Genomic DNA, 17,068 nt, shown 5'->3' with positions numbered 1-17,068 from the left:
GGCCCGTTAGCCTTCCCATCGAGAATATGGCGACGAATCCCAATTTTTAAACGCCGGAGGCGGCGCGCCATCGCCTGCAAGGATTGTTTCGACGGCCTCGTCGCTCACCGCTTCGAGCCTGTCAGGCGACCATATCGGGCGCCGGTCCTTGTCTATGATCGCGGCGCGAATGCCTTCATAAAGATCGTGAGTCTCGAGCATGCGACACGCGGCGTTGAATTCGTTTGTCAGACAGGTCTCGAGGTCGGAAGCCTGCGTAGCGCGCCGCAGCAGTGCGCGAGTCACCTTCAGAGCCGTCGGGGACTTCGTTCTGATTTCGTCCGCAGCGCTAAGAGAGAATTCCGATCCTTCGCGCTCGAAGGCCGCGATAATGTCAGCAACCTTTCCGTACGTTGTTGTTTCTGCAAGCAACCGCTTGTGCAGCGATAGCTGGCCATGACCTGGCGACCGCGCGAGGCGCCGCAAGGAAGCATCGACATCCTCGGGGGCTTCTATTGTCGCGAGAGCTCCGATAAGCCCCTCGACGTCTTGAGAATGGATCATGAGATCGGCGAGCCCGGCGTCTATGGCGTCGGCCGCGGCGACAGACGTCGCCGAAAGCGCCATGTAAACGCCCACCTCGCGGGCTTTGGAGAGTAGCCAACTCGCGCCCACGTCAGGAAAAAATCCGATCCCGACCTCCGGCATGGCGATCCGGCTTCGCTCAGTTACGATCCGCCGGTTGCCGTGGGCGGAAATTCCGATGCCGCCGCCCATGACGATTCCGTCCATGACGACGACATAGGGCTTGGGAAAGGAGCCGATGCGGGCATTCAGTTCATATTCTTCGCGCCAGAAGTCGGCGAAAAGCCGCTTCCGTGACGCCTCCAGCTCATAAAGAATTCTCACGTCGCCGCCGGCGCAAAGACCGCGATCTCCGGCGCCTGCGACGAGCACGGCGCTAATGCCCTCATCGTTTCCGAACTCGTCAAGCGCGCGCCGGAAATCGCGCACCATCGGCAGCGTCAGCGTGTTGAGCGCCTGCGGCCGGTTTAGCAGAATACGTCCGAGTCGACCTTCTCGCGAAACGATGAGATCCATATGCCTACTTCAGCAGTGAGCGTACAATGATGACGCGCATGATTTCATTCGTTCCTTCGAGAATCTGATGGACGCGCAGGTCACGAACAATTTTTTCGATTCCATATTCACTGAGATAGCCATAGCCGCCGTGCAACTGCAGCGCCTCATTGGCGACCGCAAAACAGGCGTCGGTCACGACGCGCTTCGCCATCGCGCACAACGTTGTGGCGCCCGGCGATTTGGCGTCGAGCGCCGCCGCCGCGCGCCAAAGGAACGTGCGCGAAACCTCAAGCTGGGTCGCCATATCCGCGAGTCGAAACTGCAGCGCCTGAAACTCATCGAGCGCGCGTCCAAACGCCTTGCGGCTGTTCATATACCGCAGCGTATGATCGAAGGCCGACTGGGCGCCGCCGAGCGAGCAGGCGCCGATATTCAGGCGCCCGCCGTCGAGCGCCTTCATGGCGATCTTGAATCCTTCGCCTTCACGTCCGATGAGATTTTCGGCCGGAACCCGGCAGTCATCGAAAATAACGGCCCGTGTCGGCTGAGCGTTCCAACCCATCTTTCGCTCAAGCGCGCCAAAACTTAGACCCGGCGTTCCGCCCTCGACGATGAAAGCCGATATGCCTTTAGGGCCCGACTCGCCGGTGCGCGCCATGACGAGGTAGAGATGATTGTCGCCGCCCGCGCCGGCGCCTGAAATGAATTGTTTGGCGCCATTCAAGACATAATGATCGCCGCTGTATGTTGCGTGCGTGCGCAGCGCCGCCGCGTCCGATCCGCTGCCGGACTCGGTTAGACAGTAGCTCGATAAAATCTCCATCGTCGCGAGCTTCGGCAGCCATTTGTCGATCTGCCGGTCGCTGCCGAAAGCGTCAATCAAGCCAGCGCACATGTTGTGAATAGAAAGGTAGGCGGCGATCGTCGGACAACCCATCGCGAGCGCCTCGAAGATCAGAACACCGTCGAAACGCGTCAGCCCGGCGCCGCCGGAAGCCTCTCGCACGTTGATCGCGGCCATGCCCAACGCCGCTGCGTCGCGCAGCGCGTCTATGGGGAAGACATGCTCGCGGTCCCAGTCGAGCGCGAATGGCGCAAGGCGGTCGCGTCCGAAGTCTCGCGCCATTTCGCAAATGGCTTCCTGTTCGGCATTCAATTCAGAATAGGACGACATTTTCGCTACTTATCGCAATTTTGTTGACGTAAATTTGTCGCGGCAAAGCTTTTTGACAAGCTCTCGGCGTTCGTCACGCGTCAACCGGACGGTCACATTTAGCGGCATAGGCCTGCGCCACGCGACTGGCTGGCGCCCGATTGAGTTGCGCGCAGGCAAAGGCCCCCGCGTCCAAAAGTCGGTCGAGCGACACGCCGGTTTCAACGTCCATTCGCTGAAGCATATAGACAACGTCTTCGGTCGCGACGTTTCCGGCTGCGCCCGGCGCAAATGGACACCCCCCGAGGCCAGCGACAGAACTGTCGACGACGCAGACGCCGACTTCGAGACAGGCGAAAATATTGGCGAGCGACTGCCCGTAGGTGTCGTGAAAGTGCACCGCGAGTTTGTCGATCGGCGCGACGCGCGCAACTCTTTCGACCAATCGGCGCGCGGGGAGCGGCGCGCCGACGCCGATCGTATCGCCGAGCGAAACCTCGAAGCAGCCCATATCAAAGAGAGCGCCCGCGACCGCCGCGACTCGGCCGCTATCGACCTCTCCTTCGTAAGGACAGCCCAGGACGCAGGAGACGTAGCCGCGCGCCATGACGCCGTGGCGCCGCGCTTCTGCGACCACTTCGGCGTATCGTTCAAGACTTTCCTCGATCGAGCAGTTGATGTTGCGCTTGGAAAACGTCTCGGAGGCAGCGGCGAATACGGCGATCTCGTCCGCTCCGGCCGCAATAGCGTCCGAAAGTCCGCGAAGGTTGGGAACGAGCACGCTGAGGCGCAGATTTTCCTTTGGAACAAGCGCAAGCACCTCGTCCGTGTGCGCCATCTGGGGCACAGCTGTTGGCGAGACAAAGCTGCCGGCTTCGATGCGCGTCAATCCTGCAGCCGCGAGACGGCTGATGAGTTCGGCCCGGACATGCGGAGAGAGCGCCTGTTTCTCATTCTGCAGGCCGTCCCGAGGACCAACTTCCACGATGCTCACGCGGGACGGGATGCTCATTCGACGTCCTTTCGCGCGATCGTGACGAGTTCGGCGCCTTCTTTCGCCATATCGCCCACCGAGTAGTCGACGCTCTTGATGACGCCGTCGTGCGGCGCGGCCAAGGCGATCTCCATTTTCATCGCCTCCACGACTATAAGGGTCTCGCCTTTGCTGACCACATCGCCAGATTTTACGGCGATGCGGGTGACGGTCGCGGGCATCGGCGCCAGCACGCGATCGTCAGACGGCGCCTGGTTCGATGTCGTCGACGCTTGCAGCCAATTGATGAGGTAGTTCCTGCCGCGAAGAACGATGACAACGCCATCATCGAGGACGACCGTTGAAACTTCGTGCTTAACCCCATCTACAAGCAGCGAGAGGCGATCGCCGACCCTTTGAGCTTCTACCGACATCTCAACATCGCCAAAGCTCAGCGAAAAGCCGCCGTCATGCGGACGCAGGATAAGGGCGGAGAGCATTCGATCAGACTGCGTAACTCTAAGCTCGTAGCTCGCAGGGGCGTAAAGCCGCCACGCGCCAGCTTCGGCCCAGGGCGACCATTCGTCGCCAACCGCTCCGCTTGCCTCACGCGCGGCGCGCCGAACATCGGCTAGGAATACCGACGCCGACGCCGCAAGAAGGACGCGATCCAAATCTGTGTCCATAGCGGCCGGACATATCAGCATGTCGATAGTGTTCGCGACGAATTCTGTGTCGTAATCGCCACTCGCCATCGCATCGCTCTTGGAAATCGCCCGCAACAAATCGAGATTTGTGACGACGCCGACGATTTCGACCTCATCTAGGGCTGTCTGCAGGCGGCGAAGCGCCTGCTCGCGGCTCTCCCCGAAAACGATCAGTTTCGCCAGGAGCGAATCATAATAAGGCGTGACGCTATCGCCGGCGCGAACGCCGGCGTCGATGCGAAAAAAAGGCGCTTCTTGCGGCGCACGAAAGTGGACGATCTTGCCGAATGAGGGCAGGAACCCGCGCGCAGGGTCTTCGGCGCAGATCCGCGCCTCAATGGCGCAGCCGCTCATCCTCAGATCGCTTTGAGTCAAGGGAAGCGGCGCGCCACAGGCGATGCGCAACTGCCATTCGACGAGATCCTGATTCGAAACCATCTCCGTGACGGGATGTTCGACCTGCAGCCTTGTGTTCATCTCTAGAAAATAGAAATGGTCATCCCCCACCAGAAATTCGACCGTTCCAGCTCCGACGTACCCCGCCGTACGCGCCGCTCGGATCGCCGCATCGCTCATCTGCGCGCGCAAAGACGGAGTCAGCCCCGGCGCTGGCGTTTCTTCAACGACCTTCTGATGCCGGCGCTGCAAGGAGCAGTCACGCTCGAGAAAGGATATGACGCCGCCGTGCGAGTCAGCAAAAATCTGGATTTCAATGTGCTTATAGCCGGCGAAATACTTCTCGACGAACAGTGCATCGTCGCCAAAAGCGGCGCGCGCTTCGCGCCGGGCGCTTTCAAGCGCTAAAGCCATTTCCTCGGGCGCTCGAACAATGCGCATGCCCCTGCCGCCGCCGCCAGCCGACGCCTTCACAAGCAAGGGAAAGCCGATGGCGCGCGCCGCTTCCAATAATTCAGCATCGTCGCGGCCAGATGATCCCGGCGCCACAGGCACGCCTGCCCGTATCATCGCGGCCTTGGCCGCGCTCTTCGAACCAAGAAGCCGCATGGCCTGAGGCGGCGGTCCAACGAAGATCAGTCCATTCGCCGCGCAGGCTTCGGCGAAGTCCGCATTCTCGGCAAGAAATCCGTAGCCCGGATGTATGGCGTCCGATCCGGAACGCCGGGCGACTTCGATAATCTTATCGATCGAAAGATAGCTGTCCCGCGCCGGCGCCGGTCCGAGAAGATAGGCTTCATCGGCAAGTTCGACATGCATCGCATGCGCATCGACTTCGGAATAGACTGCGACTGGCGTGATCCCCAATCTTCTTGCCGTGCGCATGATTCGACAAGCGATCTCCCCGCGATTCGCGATGAGGAGCTTGCGCATCATCTCAGTCGGCCGCGATCCACTTGGGCGTTCGTTTCTCAAGAAATGCGGAAAGGCCTTCCTGCGCCTCCGCGCTTGATCTTCTGGCGGCGAGTCGGTTCGCGGCCTCGCGCAAGAGTTCTGTATCCGCCCCTTGATCGTGGCATTCAGCGAAGAAGCCCTTGACGTCCGCCTGCGCGCCAGGCGCGCCACGCAGCAAGTCCGCGACGATCGCCGTATGCGCCAGCCCGACCTCCAACCTTGGCGCTACGCGATGAACGAGACCCATCATCTGCGCCTCGGCGGCGGAGAATCGCTCGGCCGTCAAAGCGTACCGGCGCAGTTGGCGCAGCCCTATGGCCCGGATAAGAAAGGGCCCCACGATCGCGGGAAGCAGTCCGAGCCGCACCTCGTTGAGAGCGAACGACGCGTCATCGGCCGCGATGACGATGTCGCAGCACGCGAGAAGCCCGACGCCTCCCCCGACGACGACGCCCTTGGCCAATGCGATCGTGGGTTTCGGGGACATGTCCAGCGTGTGCAACATTCTCGCGAGCGCCAAGGCGTCCTGCTCATTGGCGCTCGACGCGCTCTGCGCGATCCGGAGCATTGATCCAATATCGCCGCCCGCGCAAAAATAGTCTCCGGCGCCCTCAAGCGTGATAATGCGGACGTCGGCTCGCGCGCCCAGTTCTTCGAGCGCGTCCTTCAGAAGATCGATCAACTCGGAGTCAAGCGCATTGCGCTTGTCCGGACGGTTCAGCGTCAAAGTCGCGACGCCATTTGCGTCAACCGATTGCAGCAATGCCGTCATAAAAGAACTCACATGCGAAACAGGCCAAAGCGCGTTTCTTCGATCGGCGCCCTCAGCGCGAAAGATAGCGCGAGACTGACGATCCGTCTCGTGTCGAGCGGGTCAATGACGCCGTCGTCCCAAAGCCGTGCGCTCGAATAAAGGGGCAGGCTCTGGCGTTCATATTGTTCCCGAAGCGGGCGCGCGAATTCCTCTTCTTGGGCTTGCGAAAATTCCTTCCGCCGCTTCTCCATGGCCTCGCGCTTGACGCGCGTCAGCACGCTCGCCGCCTGTTCTCCACCCATCACGCCAATGCGCGCTCCCGGCCACATCCATAGAAATCGTGGCGAGTAAGCCCGGCCGCACATGGCGTAATTTCCCGCGCCAAAACTGCCTCCGACGATGATCGAAAGCTTGGGCACGGCGGCCGTCGCAACCGCGGTCACCATCTTCGCCCCTTCTTTGGCGACTCCCGCGCTTTCATATTTCGCGCCGACAATGAAACCCGTCGTGTTGTGCAAAAACAGCAGCGGCGTTTGGCGTCGCACGCAAAGCTCGATGAAGTGCGCGCCCTTTTGCGCGCTCTCGGGAAACAACACGCCGTTGTTGGCGACGATTCCGACGGGATAACCATAGATGTGAGCGAAGCCTGTCACCAAGGACGGACCATAGAGCTTGCGGAACTCGTCAAATTCGCTTGCGTCGACGAGCCGCGCGATTACCTCGCGTATGTCGAACTGCTTCCGCGGGTCTTGAGGCAGAAGACCATAAATCTCCTCGGGATCGTAGAAAGGCTCGGCAGGCTTTCTAACCGGGATCTGTATCGCCCCCGCGGGCCCGAGATTGCCCACGATATCCCGCGCGATTTGCAGCGCATGCGCGTCATTCTCGGCGCAATGATCGGCGACGCCCGACCGACGGCAATGCACTTCGGCGCCGCCAAGCTCCTCTGCGCTCACGACCTCGCCGGTCGCCGCTTTAACAAGAGGCGGTCCCGCCAAAAATATTGCGCCTTCGTTGCGAACAATGATCGTTTCGTCGCACATCGCCGGCACATAGGCGCCGCCCGCCGTGCACGAACCCATGACGACCGCGATCTGCGCAATGCCTCGTGACGACATCGTCGCCTGATTATAAAAAATACGGCCGAAATGATCCCGGTCGGGAAAAACATCCTCCTGGCTCGTGAGATTAGCGCCGCCGGAATCGACAAGATAAATGCAGGGCAGATTATTCTGAAAGGCAATCTCTTGGGCGCGAAGATGCTTCTTCACAGTCAAAGGAAAGTAAACGCCGCCTTTGACCGTGGCGTCATTGGCGACAATCATGCATTCGCGGCCTCGCACCCGCCCTATTCCGGCGACGACCCCGGCCGCCGCGACGCGGCCATCGTACATGCCATGTGCGGCGAACGGAGCGATTTCGAGAAAAGGCGATAATGGATCAATAAGCGCGTCAATGCGCTGCCGCGCCAGCATTTTTCCACGCGCGAGATGGCGCTCGCGCGCTGTTTCGTCCCCTCCGACGCGAATCTCGGCCGCAATCCGCTTCACCTCCGCGACGCGGTCAGCCATAAATTGATAATTCTTCGCGTAATCAGCGCCTTTCGAATTCACAAGGCTATCTAGGCGGGGCATATTGCTATTCCAAAGTCAGGCCGTCTCCTGATAAAGTTCGCGCCCGATCAGCATGCGGCGAATTTCGCTTGTCCCAGCGCCGATCTCATAGAGTTTAGCGTCGCGCAGCAATCTGCCTGTCGGATATTCGTTCATATAGCCGTTGCCGCCGAGGCACTGAATGGCCTCCAGCGTCATCCATGTCGCGCGCTCAGCAGCGAACAATATGGCGCTGGCCGCATCCTTTCGCGTCACGCGGCCGCGATCGCACGCCTTGGCCACCGCGTAGACATAAGCGCGCGTCGCCATGAGCGCGGTATACATGTCGGCGAGCTTGCCCTGCATGAGCTCGAACTCGCCGATCGGCTGACCGAACTGCTTGCGCTCATGCACATAGGGAAGCACGACATCCATGCAGGCCTGCATGATTCCGAGCGGGCCGCCGGCGAGCACCGCGCGCTCATAATCCAGGCCGCTCATCAGCACATTCACGCCGCGCTCCGGGAGGCCGAGCACGTTTTCTTCCGGGACCTCGCAATCCTCAAAAACGAGTTCGCATGTGTTAGAGCCGCGCATGCCGAGCTTGTCGAGCTTGGCGCTTGAGGAAAAACCGGGAAAGACGCGCTCGACAATGAATGCGGTTATGCCGTGCGGTCCGGCGCCTGGGTCCGTCTTGGCGTAGACGATCACGACATCCGCGTCGGGACCGTTCGTCACCCACATCTTGCTTCCGTTAAGGACATAACGATCGCCGCGCCTCACCGCGCTCAGCCGCATGTCGGTGACGTCGGACCCGGCTCCTGGCTCCGACATCGCAAGCGCGCCGACGTGACGGCCAGAGACGAGGTCCGGCAGATAACGCTGTTTCTGCTCCTCCGAGCCGTTGCGATGGATTTGGTTAACGCAGAGATTGGAGTGGGCGCCGTAGGACAATCCGACCGACGCTGAAGCCCGGCTGATTTCCTCCATCGCGAGAACGTGTTCCACATAGCCCATTCCCGCGCCGCCGTAGCGCTCATGCACGGTTAGTCCCAGCGCGCCGAGGGCTCCCAGCTTGGGCCAAAGATCCGAAGGGAAAGCGTTTTGCGCATCGATCTGCTGCGCCCGCGGCGCAATTTCGGCGCCCGCGAAAGTTTCGGTTGCGCTGCGCACACGGTCAGCGACGTCGCCGAGATCGAAATCGAAAGTAGGCGTCCAATGGCGCATGCCCATCTCCGATGGCGCGCGGTGATGGACCCTATATTTTCGCCGATCAACGAAGTTTCAAGTTGCCGGCAGCCGGTTGATGGCCAACGAGCGCCCGGAAAGTTACTGGACGCGGCCGGGTTGGGCGTCGAGCACCTGCTGGTCGACGAAAGGGGCGAGCGTGCGGAAGTTCGCCTCGAACATCCCGACAAGCCTTTTCGCCATCCAGTCAAAATCTTCGCGCGATGACCATGTCTGAACCGGATCAAGCATTTGGGATTGGACGCCCGGCGCCGACTCCGGCACGCACAGACCGAATGATTGGTCTATCCGGAAGCTCCCCTGCGCGAGCGAACCGTCGAGAGCGCCCTGAAGCAGCGCGCGCGTCGCCGCAATCGGCATCCGCCGTCCCTCGCCGTACTGACCGCCGGACCAGCCCGTATTCATCAGCCAGCAGTTTGCATCGCTGGACAAGATGAAATCGCGCAAAAGGTTCGCATATTCAGTTGGCCGCCGCGGCATGAAGGGGGCGCCGAAACAGGCGGAGAACGTCGCCTGGGGTTCTATGACGCCGCGCTCAGTCCCCGCGACTTTCGCGGTGTAGCCGGAGAGGAAATGATACATGGCCTGCGCCGGCGTCAGGCGCGCAATAGGCGGCAGCACGCCAAATGCGTCGCAGGTCAGCATCACGATGTTCCTAGGATGACCTGCACGGCGAGTCGCCGAAGCATTGGGGATAAAACCGAGCGGATAAGCGATCCGAGTGTTTTCGGTCCTCGAGTCGTCATCGAAGTCGAACCTGCCCGCGCCAGAATTGTACGACACATTCTCGAGGATCGCGCCGTGACGATGCGACGCCGCATAGATATCCGGCTCCGATTGTTGCGAAAGACGGATCGCCTTCGCGTAGCAGCCTCCCTCAAAATTGAAGAGGCCGCTTTCGTCCCATCCGTGCTCATCATCGCCAATAAGGCTACGCATCGGATCAGCGGACAGAGTCGTTTTGCCTGTCCCGGATAGTCCAAAGAAGGCCGCCGATCCGCCTTCGCCCTCGTTAACGGCGCAGTGCATCGGCAACACGCCTTTCGCAGGCAGAATATAGTTGAGATAGGTGAAAACCGATTTCTTGATCTCTCCCGCATATTGCGTGCCGCCAATGAGCACGAGACCACTAGAGAAATTGATCGCGATGACCGTATTGGAGCGACAGCCGTGACGTGAAGGATCCGCACGGAAAGAAGGTAAATCCAGGACCGTCAGCTGCGGCTCGAAGTTGTTGAAGGCGCGCTCGGCGGGGACGAACAGATGCCGCACAAACAGCGAGTGCCAGGCGTATTCAGTGAAAACGCGAACGTTGAGCTGGTGCGCTGGCGAAGCGCAGGCATAGAGATCTTGAGAGAAAAGGCTCGTCCGACGCGCGTGCGCCAGCATGTCCTGATGAAGCCGCTCGAACTCCTCCGGCCTCATCGACTGGTTGTTTTCCCACCAGATCGTTTGATTGGTCAGCGCGTCGCAAACGATGAATTTGTCATTAGGCGAACGGCCGGTGTGAACGCCGGTTTCAACGACGAGCCCACCCGTCGAAGATGCGAACCCTTCCCCGCGGCGGATTGCTTCGTCAAAAAGCTCGCTTGTCTCGAAATTCCGTCGCGCGTGCGTGAAGAGATCGAAGTCATTAGCCGCCGAACCACCAACGTCCTCCGCTCGCCACATCGCCGTGTTCGCCATACTGAATTTCCCTCGCCGGCCCGCCGAATGCGACGTTAATGGCATATGAGCGCCGGCTAAGCGTAAGCATTTCTAGGAAATAAAGCGTGAATGGCCTGAATCAAGGAGCAGCGAAGCGTCTGTTCTCCCGAAGCAAACAGTGACAGGCAAACAGCACAGCAGCTACGCCCAAGGCTGCAATCTCGGCGGGTTAAGGAGAGGCTCGAAGCTACAGCCTTATCTCGACGCGACATCACTCGAGCTCAGCCGTTTAGACGCATTAAAGTAACGGTCTCGCGTTCGCAGAGCTTGCCGCGCCGACATCGCCGCTACTTTAGTTCTTGTCCTGGCGGAATCGAAGCGGAGAAAGACGATGTCCATAGTCGCTCGACAGCGCCTCTACCGTGAGCGCGCCGCTTTTGGTTTGATCGACGATATTGGCGGCGTTGCAACTCTATTACTCGCCATTCTCGGATTGGCGGGCCTCTATGCGCCCCTCCTGGCCGCAATCGCGACAATTATATTCGGCGTCGCTCTGCTGGTGCAGGGAAGAACGCTACTGACGCTGTATACGCAAGCTTCGGTCGAGGCGGCGGCGAGCGCCAGCGCCTTTGGAGTAAGCGTCCGTTTCGCCGTTGTGTTGCTGGGCGCCGCCGGCGCTGCTCTTGGCGTGCTATCGCTACTCGACTTCAACTCCGCTATGTTGACTCCAGTCGCATCGATCATGTTCGGGGCGGGACTGGTCTTAAGCGGCATCTCCATCTGGCATCTCAATGCGATCAGACGCGCGTCCGCCAAAGGCGGAGAGAGTTTGAAGGACATTGTCGCCAACCACATGGTTTTCGATTCGCTCAGCGTTCAGATCTTTGCTGGACTCGCCGCGATCATTCTCGGCGTTCTTGCTGCGTCAGGCGCAACATATGATCTGACATTCAACCTTGTGGCTTTGCTCATGCTCGGGTCGGCGCTCGTTCTAAAGGGAGGCAGCCTCAACGCCATACTCCTAAGCTTCATGCGCCCGGCTTGATTGCGCGGTCACAGTCGCGCCGACGGCTCAGGGTCCCGCAAGCAAGCGCAAACGCGTGATTGGGCTTGACTATGTGAATCCCACGCTATGTGGAATCTCGCGTTGTCTCGCCGTGCGGCGACATCGCGAGCGTGGAGACAATGCCATGTCCATTACCTCTCGAGATTCGGCATTTCGCGAAACAGCGGTTTATGGCGGCCTCATAGACGCAATCGGCGGTCTCGCCACCATCGTCATCGCCATTGTGGGCCTGTCCGGCGTGAACGCGCCAATGATGGCCGCGATCGCGACGATCGTCTTTGGCGCCGCTTTGCTGATTCAAGGCGGCACGATGTTGTCTGAATACGCTCGCATCATGTTTCCGGCGGGTTCCACGGCGACCCAGGTCGAGGGATTTGGCGGCGGCAGCCTGTCCGTCGTTTTCCTCGTCGGCGTCGCCGGCATCGTTTTGGGCGTCCTTTCATTGCTCCGTATCGAACCTGCTGCGCTGATCCCAATTGCCGCTATCGCGTTTGGGTCTGCTTTGGTTCTGAGCAGCAATGCGGTGTGGCAATTGCACGTGCTTGGTCAAGAGTCGCTGAGAGGCCGGTCTCAGAGCGACCTTGCAAGCAGGGAAATTCTTGCGAGCGAGATGGCCTTCGGCTCGGCCGGCGTCCAAGCGCTCTCAGGTTTGGCTGTGATTGTGCTCGGCCTTCTCGCGCTAGTCGGGGTCGCGAACGCCGTGACCCTCAACCTTGTTGCGTTACTCGCTCTTGGCGCGACAATCGTTTTTACCGGAGGCAGCCTGAGCGCGACATTGCTCAATTTTGTGCGCTCGGCTTGATCGCGCGCGAGGGCCGGCGTACGGCCTCCGTAATATCTTTGTGACCTCCGGTTCAAATGTGGACCGGAGGTTGCTTCTTTCATCCAATGATCTTGAGCAGTGGCGACATAGCCGCCAGCAGACTAATCGAGGCTCGGGTCCATTCCCGCCAAACTCAGCGCGAAGACGACGACGCACAGAGCGAGCGCGACCGTCACTCCGACAAGCGGCGCGGCGAGGGTTGGGAGTTTTTTGAGGAAGCGCATGAACCGGTTTGCCTGAGAATGAGCGCGATATAAATGTCGAGCCGTTAAAAGAACGTTGTTTGACTGCTGTCAAGCCGGAAATCTACCAGCCTGGGCCCAAAAAGCGGCGACCGGCGCGACCCGTTGATAAACCAGACCTGCTCGGACCGTTATTTGCGGCGTCTGTGCCTCCAGGACTCGAAAATCCAGGAGCCGGCGAGAAGCACCAGAAGATAGACAATCGCTGCGCGAGCGACCTCCGGGAACTGATCCGCCACTGCCGGCCAGAAAAGAAACGCCAGAAGAGTGACGACGCCAGCGACGAGAGCGGCCAAAATCGCATCGTACTGCATTGCGCAAACCCTCCTACCCCCGACGCGATGACCTCATGTCGGCCCGATGCGCATCAGCTATCTGGCGCATTATTTTCAATAAGAAACATCGGCTGAGAGCAGAGTTTCGACGACCGCCTTCCCGCCGTCGAGATCGTATCCGCGCAAGTCTCTAGTACCGGAACGATTTTGGAAGCTAAACGTTAGCATTAGTGCATCCCGCATTGCATGCGAGGACTGCGTAAGGAGGCTAACTTGACCCAGAAATTGATCGTTCTTGCGCTTGGCGTCGCCATGGCGGCCACGGCGTCCTCGGTTTTCGCCGCCGATCTCGCGGCGGCTCCTCCCCCTCCGCCTCCCTACGCGGCGGTCGCTCCAAGCCCGTTCGCCCCTGTGGGCGCGATCGTCGCCCTGCCCTTCACCGTGGCGACGACGATTTTCGGCGCGTTTGCCCCTCCACCGCCGCCGCCCCCGATCGTCGCTGGGTACTAGGCGTCGAACGTAATCGATCAAGCGTGTCGCGCTCAGCCCGGCCAGCAATGGCCGGGCTTTTTCGTGTGGAGCGCAATCGCTTCGAAGGGGCGCGACTCCATAATCCTGGCAGGACACGCGCGTAACTGAGCACGCGCATTTGGCGAGGTCGATAACCGGCCCGGTGTTAGGGGGCACGGGGCGGCGATTGGAAATAGTTGCGAAACATATGACGGTGCGGGCCCTGTTAAGCTTCGTCAGGAGGGGCGTTCTTAGGCAAAAAGGAGCATTGCGATGCTTCGACGAATGGCTCTACTCGGCGCGCTGGCCGCTGCGATCCTCATCCCCGGAGAAGCTCTTGCTTGGGGGCATGGTGGCGGCTTCAGCGGCGGCCACTTCGGCGGCTTCGGCGGCGGCCACTTCGGCGGCTTCGGCGGGGGCCATTTTGGCGGCTTTGGGGGCGGTCACTTCGGCGGTTGGGGCGGACGCGGCTGGGGCGGCGGATTTGGCCACGCCGGTTGGGGCGGGCCCCGTTGGAGTTATGGAGGCTGGGGCTATCGTCCCTATTATTTCCGCCCCATCGTCTACGGTGGCTATGGCTACGGATGTTACCGCCCGCGCACCGTCTGGACTGGCTGGGGATGGACGCAGACTTGGGTGAACGTCTGCGGCTACCCAGGAGCGGGCTATTGGGGGTGGTAGAACGGCAAGTATCCGGGCTGTCAGGCGCTGCTTGTCTTCATGCGATGCGCCGCTAAGCGGACGTCGCGGGTGTGATTGGCGCCTGGTGCGCCGCCCCCTCTCAGGGAATAATCGCAAACTTTGCTCGGCTAGTAATGGCCGAGCTTTTTTGTTGTCACACAGCCGGTTCGTCCCGAACCTCGCTCATCAATTTCCCAAGTTGATCCATGATCAAGCAACCGCACGCCTTTTTGTCGCCGATGGTCACATTTTGATCTCGGCGTGGGCGTGTTTTTCGGCCAACGCTAAGGTTTTGGCGCGGTGCTTTATCCTAAGCGGAGGACAGTTTTCATTTTCAACGTCCTCCGCGAAAAACTCTAGAACATAAATCAAAAGGCCGCTCCATACCGGCCGCAGCCATGACGTTGCGCGCTTACGATGATGCTTCTGTGACGCCGCGGCCGGCGATGATCGGGCGCATTGCCTCAAGCCCCGGAGCGAATCTGCGCTTGCCGCGCAGGTCGTCGCGTCGTGCTGTTTATCGAAGGACGCCTCAACTGCCTCGGCGGATTGGCGCGGCAGATGAGGAGCGCGCGCCTACGCCTTTTTCAAAAACTCCGTTCTGAGCACGAGACCTTTGATCTTTTCTGCTCGGCATTCGATTTCTTGCTCATCGTCGGTGAGCCGGATGTTCTTAATCAACGTCCCTCGTTTGAGCGTGACTGACGATCCCTTGACCTTTAGGTCTTTAATGAGCGTCACGGAGTCGCCGTCCTTCAACTCAACGCCGTTGCTGTCCTTAACTGTCATGATTTTCTCCGCGAGCAACGTTCGACGCTGCGCTCGCTACGCTCTCTCTATCAAGGGAATCTCTTGAGGAAGCGCAAATCCGTTTGGCGACACGTAAGTGACACGCTGCCGATTTTCTGTGGCGTTAACTCATAACTATTTGATTTTATTGGCTGGGGGACCTGGATTCGAACCAAGATTAACGGAGTCAGAGTCCGCTGTTCTACCGTTGAACTATCCCCCAACAGCGCAGCGCAAGGCCTGCGAACGGCTGGTGACTTAGAGAGCGCCGGTGACGGTGTCAACCAGACGGCAGCTAGGCCCTGCTCCGTCCTCTACCTCTAGGAAACGCCTTGCGAGCCGCGCGACGATCCTGCAAAAAGGAAATTTACGCCAGCCTCATGGCGTTAGGGCAATCGTCGCTCCGCTTTCGGCGATGCGACGCGAGTCGAGACGGAGCGACTTCGCGGAATGGATCGAGTGAGGGAATCCGGTCTACCCTCAACGGCGTCGGCGCCGGCTGCGCCCGAGTTACAGGTCGAGCACGGCGTCGCGCCCAGCTCGCTCGACTCGCGCCACACCTATGCCGCGCTCGACCTCGGCACCAATAACTGCCGGCTGCTGGTCGCGCGCCCCGAACGTCGGCCACGGCGGCGCAACAATGACTCGCTGCGCATCATCGACGCTTTTTCGCGCATCGTTCGACTGGGAGAAGGCCTCGGAAAGGCGGGACGCATCAGCGAGGAGGCGATCGAGCGCACCATCGCCGCTCTCGAAATCTGCCGCGAAAAAATGGAAGCGCGCGGCGTCACCCGCGCCAGGCTCGTCGCCACCCAGGCTTGCCGCAGCGCGGCGAATGGCGACGAATTCATCGAGCGCGTGCGCGAACGCACCGGGCTGCGGCTCGAGATCATCGACCGCGAGACAGAGGCGCGCTTCGCCGCCCGCGGCTGCGGTTCGCTCGCCGATCCGGCCGCGGAAAGCGTATTGCTCTTCGATATCGGCGGCGGGTCTACCGAGCTCGTTTGGCTGACGCGCGAACGTGGCGATCACAACGGCGCCTACGCCTTCCGCGCCTGGACATCGCTCGAACTCGGCGTCGTGACGCTCGCTGAGCATTTTGGCGGGCGCAGCGTCTCTGCCGAGACCTTCGCCGCCATGGCGCAGCAATCGCGCGAGCTGCTCGCGCCCTTCGCGGGGCGGATGGCCGCGGAGCGTCGCTGTCCGCGCTTCCATCTCCTCGGCACATCGGGAACGGTCACGACTCTCGCCGGCGTTCATCTCGGGCTCGAACGCTACGACCGCTGGCGCGTCGACGGCCTGTGGATGAGCGACGAGGACGCGACCCGAGCGATTATGCGGTTGCGCGACATGGATTTCGAGGAGCGCGTCGCCAACGGCTGCATCGGACCGCAGCGCGCCGATCTCGTCCTCGCCGGCTGCGCCATTTTTGACGCCATTCGCGCCCTTTTTCCCGCCCAGCGTACGCGCATCGCCGACCGGGGCTTGCGGGAAGGCATGCTGCTCGAGCTGATGGAGGCCGACGGGGCGCTGATGCGCCGCGTCTAACCCGCTCGACGGCGGGCGCGCAGATATGCAGAATTGTCTAGGTTAAGTATGGGCGCCAGGGAACGGCGATGAGCAACGCATTTTTAGAGGCGCGCGAAAGCGGCCATTGCGACGAGACGCAGCGATGAGCCCACACGGACTCTATCGGCCCTGCGTCGGCGTTCTGTTGCTCAATGCGCAGGGACACGCCTTTATTGGCCGGCGTCGCGCCAAGGGCGCCCACGACCAGACCCGACCGCCGTACCTGTGGCAGATGCCGCAAGGCGGCATCGACGAGGGCGAGACGCCCTATGAGGCGGCCCTTCGCGAGCTTTACGAAGAGACCAATGTCTCGAGCGTGGCCCTGCTCGCCGAAGCCCCGGACTGGCTGTGTTATGATTTGCCCAAAGGTTCGAACAACCGCTGGAGCGGCAAATATGTCGGCCAGACCCAGCGCTGGTTCGCGCTGCGCTTCACTGGCGACGAGAACGAGATCGACATTCACGCGCCAGGCGGCGGCGCGCATAAGCCGGAATTCGACGCCTGGCGCTGGGAGGAGCTTTCTGCGCTTCCGGAACTCATCGTGCCGTTCAAGCGCATCGTCTATGAGCAAGTGGTGAAGGAGTTCGCGCGCTTCGCAGCTGCGGAGGCCTAGAGCGCTTCCCGATC

Annotated in this window: 17 protein-coding genes and 1 tRNA gene; 6 read left to right on the top strand and 12 right to left on the bottom strand. The window is 60.7% G+C overall.

Annotated features, from left to right (window positions below; genetic code table 11):
- Nucleotides 1–6: 6 nt before the first annotated feature.
- The 8 genes from FEV16_RS01180 to FEV16_RS01145 all read right to left on the bottom strand — a co-directional run bounded on the left by FEV16_RS01180 (nucleotide 7) and on the right by FEV16_RS01145 (nucleotide 10,525).
- Nucleotides 7–1,080: a 3-hydroxyisobutyryl-CoA hydrolase gene (locus FEV16_RS01180; protein WP_138165781.1), complete on the bottom strand. Its 1,074-nt coding sequence runs from the start codon at nucleotides 1,078–1,080 to the stop codon at nucleotides 7–9.
- A gap of 4 nt (nucleotides 1,081–1,084) precedes the next feature.
- Nucleotides 1,085–2,236 carry an acyl-CoA dehydrogenase family protein gene (locus FEV16_RS01175; RefSeq protein ID WP_138165780.1) on the bottom strand — a complete coding sequence of 384 codons (1,152 nt, stop codon included), beginning with the start codon at nucleotides 2,234–2,236 and terminating at the stop codon, nucleotides 1,085–1,087.
- Nucleotides 2,237–2,309: 73 nt separating this feature from the next.
- Nucleotides 2,310–3,227, bottom strand: a complete 918-nt coding sequence (locus tag FEV16_RS01170) for a hydroxymethylglutaryl-CoA lyase (RefSeq protein WP_138165779.1) — start codon at nucleotides 3,225–3,227, stop codon at nucleotides 2,310–2,312.
- Entirely contained in the window at nucleotides 3,224–5,227 is a 2,004-nt protein-coding gene (locus tag FEV16_RS01165) for a biotin carboxylase N-terminal domain-containing protein (RefSeq protein ID WP_138165778.1), read from the bottom strand. Before FEV16_RS01165 ends, FEV16_RS01170 begins: the two co-directional genes overlap by 4 nt.
- Before the next feature lies 1 nt (nucleotide 5,228).
- Nucleotides 5,229–6,017 (bottom strand): enoyl-CoA hydratase-related protein, encoded by a 789-nt coding sequence (locus FEV16_RS01160; protein WP_138165777.1) that lies wholly within the window; start codon nucleotides 6,015–6,017, stop codon nucleotides 5,229–5,231.
- A gap of 8 nt (nucleotides 6,018–6,025) precedes the next feature.
- Nucleotides 6,026–7,633: a carboxyl transferase domain-containing protein gene (locus FEV16_RS01155; protein WP_138165776.1), complete on the bottom strand. Its 1,608-nt coding sequence runs from the start codon at nucleotides 7,631–7,633 to the stop codon at nucleotides 6,026–6,028.
- 15 nt (nucleotides 7,634–7,648) lie between these two features.
- On the bottom strand, nucleotides 7,649–8,818 hold the full coding sequence (locus FEV16_RS01150) for an isovaleryl-CoA dehydrogenase (RefSeq protein ID WP_138165775.1): 1,170 nt from the start codon (nucleotides 8,816–8,818) through the stop codon (nucleotides 7,649–7,651).
- 102 nt (nucleotides 8,819–8,920) lie between these two features.
- Nucleotides 8,921–10,525, bottom strand: a complete 1,605-nt coding sequence (locus tag FEV16_RS01145; RefSeq protein WP_138165774.1) for a phosphoenolpyruvate carboxykinase — start codon at nucleotides 10,523–10,525, stop codon at nucleotides 8,921–8,923.
- A gap of 352 nt (nucleotides 10,526–10,877) precedes the next feature.
- On the opposite strand from FEV16_RS01145, the gene FEV16_RS01140 reads away from it, so the two are divergent.
- Both FEV16_RS01140 and FEV16_RS01135 read left to right on the top strand, forming a co-directional pair.
- Nucleotides 10,878–11,531, top strand: a complete 654-nt coding sequence (locus FEV16_RS01140; RefSeq protein ID WP_138165773.1) for a hypothetical protein — start codon at nucleotides 10,878–10,880, stop codon at nucleotides 11,529–11,531.
- 145 nt (nucleotides 11,532–11,676) lie between these two features.
- Nucleotides 11,677–12,354: a hypothetical protein gene (locus tag FEV16_RS01135; RefSeq protein ID WP_138165772.1), complete on the top strand. Its 678-nt coding sequence runs from the start codon at nucleotides 11,677–11,679 to the stop codon at nucleotides 12,352–12,354.
- Between the two features lie 122 nt (nucleotides 12,355–12,476).
- Here the strand turns inward: FEV16_RS01135 and FEV16_RS17405 are convergent, their stop codons facing one another.
- Entirely contained in the window at nucleotides 12,477–12,599 is a 123-nt protein-coding gene (locus tag FEV16_RS17405) for a hypothetical protein (protein ID WP_281404836.1), read from the bottom strand.
- Nucleotides 12,600–12,748: 149 nt separating this feature from the next.
- Entirely contained in the window at nucleotides 12,749–12,931 is a 183-nt protein-coding gene (locus FEV16_RS01130) for a hypothetical protein (RefSeq protein ID WP_138165771.1), read from the bottom strand.
- A 234-nt stretch (nucleotides 12,932–13,165) separates the two neighbouring features.
- Between FEV16_RS01130 and FEV16_RS01125 the strand changes: the two genes are divergently transcribed.
- Nucleotides 13,166–13,402: a hypothetical protein gene (locus tag FEV16_RS01125; protein ID WP_138165770.1), complete on the top strand. Its 237-nt coding sequence runs from the start codon at nucleotides 13,166–13,168 to the stop codon at nucleotides 13,400–13,402.
- Nucleotides 13,403–13,675: 273 nt separating this feature from the next.
- Nucleotides 13,676–14,083 (top strand): hypothetical protein, encoded by a 408-nt coding sequence (locus tag FEV16_RS01120; protein WP_138165769.1) that lies wholly within the window; start codon nucleotides 13,676–13,678, stop codon nucleotides 14,081–14,083.
- A 576-nt stretch (nucleotides 14,084–14,659) separates the two neighbouring features.
- On the opposite strand, the gene FEV16_RS01115 is transcribed toward FEV16_RS01120, so the two are convergent.
- Together FEV16_RS01115 and FEV16_RS01110 are read right to left on the bottom strand one after the other, a co-directional pair.
- Entirely contained in the window at nucleotides 14,660–14,872 is a 213-nt protein-coding gene (locus FEV16_RS01115; RefSeq protein ID WP_138165768.1) for an alkylphosphonate utilization protein, read from the bottom strand.
- Between the two features lie 149 nt (nucleotides 14,873–15,021).
- Nucleotides 15,022–15,095 (bottom strand) — tRNA-Gln (locus FEV16_RS01110).
- A gap of 236 nt (nucleotides 15,096–15,331) precedes the next feature.
- On the opposite strand from FEV16_RS01110, the gene FEV16_RS01105 reads away from it, so the two are divergent.
- Both FEV16_RS01105 and FEV16_RS01100 read left to right on the top strand, forming a co-directional pair.
- A complete protein-coding gene (locus FEV16_RS01105) occupies nucleotides 15,332–16,420 on the top strand; it encodes a Ppx/GppA phosphatase family protein (RefSeq protein ID WP_138166427.1) in 1,089 nt (362 codons plus the stop codon).
- Nucleotides 16,421–16,544: 124 nt separating this feature from the next.
- The gene (locus tag FEV16_RS01100) at nucleotides 16,545–17,054 is read left to right on the top strand and encodes an RNA pyrophosphohydrolase (RefSeq protein ID WP_138165767.1); all 510 of its coding nucleotides are present in this window, start codon (nucleotides 16,545–16,547) and stop codon (nucleotides 17,052–17,054) included.
- Nucleotides 17,055–17,068: the final 14 nt, after the last annotated feature.

Origin of the sequence: Methylocystis sp. B8, from assembly GCF_005771425.1 — a bacterium.
In the GTDB taxonomy this organism is placed as follows: domain Bacteria; phylum Pseudomonadota; class Alphaproteobacteria; order Rhizobiales; family Beijerinckiaceae; genus Methylocystis.
Note: the sequence above shows the minus strand (reverse complement) of the source record. Positions and strands in the feature narration are given on the sequence as shown.

What these genes read in the sequence shown, in the direction of transcription:
- FEV16_RS01170 (WP_138165779.1), bottom strand. Translation starts at nt 3,227, where the DNA reads ATGAGCATCCCGTCCCGCGTGAGCATCGTGGAAGTTGGTCCTCGGGAC.
- FEV16_RS01100 (WP_138165767.1), top strand. Translation starts at nt 16,545, where the DNA reads ATGAGCCCACACGGACTCTATCGGCCCTGCGTCGGCGTTCTGTTGCTC.
- FEV16_RS01175 (WP_138165780.1), bottom strand. Translation starts at nt 2,236, where the DNA reads ATGTCGTCCTATTCTGAATTGAATGCCGAACAGGAAGCCATTTGCGAA.
- FEV16_RS01180 (WP_138165781.1), bottom strand. Translation starts at nt 1,080, where the DNA reads ATGGATCTCATCGTTTCGCGAGAAGGTCGACTCGGACGTATTCTGCTA.
- FEV16_RS01155 (WP_138165776.1), bottom strand. Translation starts at nt 7,633, where the DNA reads ATGCCCCGCCTAGATAGCCTTGTGAATTCGAAAGGCGCTGATTACGCG.
- FEV16_RS17405 (WP_281404836.1), bottom strand. Translation starts at nt 12,599, where the DNA reads ATGCGCTTCCTCAAAAAACTCCCAACCCTCGCCGCGCCGCTTGTCGGA.
- FEV16_RS01145 (WP_138165774.1), bottom strand. Translation starts at nt 10,525, where the DNA reads ATGGCGAACACGGCGATGTGGCGAGCGGAGGACGTTGGTGGTTCGGCG.
- FEV16_RS01150 (WP_138165775.1), bottom strand. Translation starts at nt 8,818, where the DNA reads ATGCGCCATTGGACGCCTACTTTCGATTTCGATCTCGGCGACGTCGCT.
- FEV16_RS01130 (WP_138165771.1), bottom strand. Translation starts at nt 12,931, where the DNA reads ATGCAGTACGATGCGATTTTGGCCGCTCTCGTCGCTGGCGTCGTCACT.
- FEV16_RS01140 (WP_138165773.1), top strand. Translation starts at nt 10,878, where the DNA reads ATGTCCATAGTCGCTCGACAGCGCCTCTACCGTGAGCGCGCCGCTTTT.
- FEV16_RS01120 (WP_138165769.1), top strand. Translation starts at nt 13,676, where the DNA reads ATGCTTCGACGAATGGCTCTACTCGGCGCGCTGGCCGCTGCGATCCTC.
- FEV16_RS01115 (WP_138165768.1), bottom strand. Translation starts at nt 14,872, where the DNA reads ATGACAGTTAAGGACAGCAACGGCGTTGAGTTGAAGGACGGCGACTCC.
- FEV16_RS01135 (WP_138165772.1), top strand. Translation starts at nt 11,677, where the DNA reads ATGTCCATTACCTCTCGAGATTCGGCATTTCGCGAAACAGCGGTTTAT.
- FEV16_RS01160 (WP_138165777.1), bottom strand. Translation starts at nt 6,017, where the DNA reads ATGACGGCATTGCTGCAATCGGTTGACGCAAATGGCGTCGCGACTTTG.
- FEV16_RS01165 (WP_138165778.1), bottom strand. Translation starts at nt 5,227, where the DNA reads ATGATGCGCAAGCTCCTCATCGCGAATCGCGGGGAGATCGCTTGTCGA.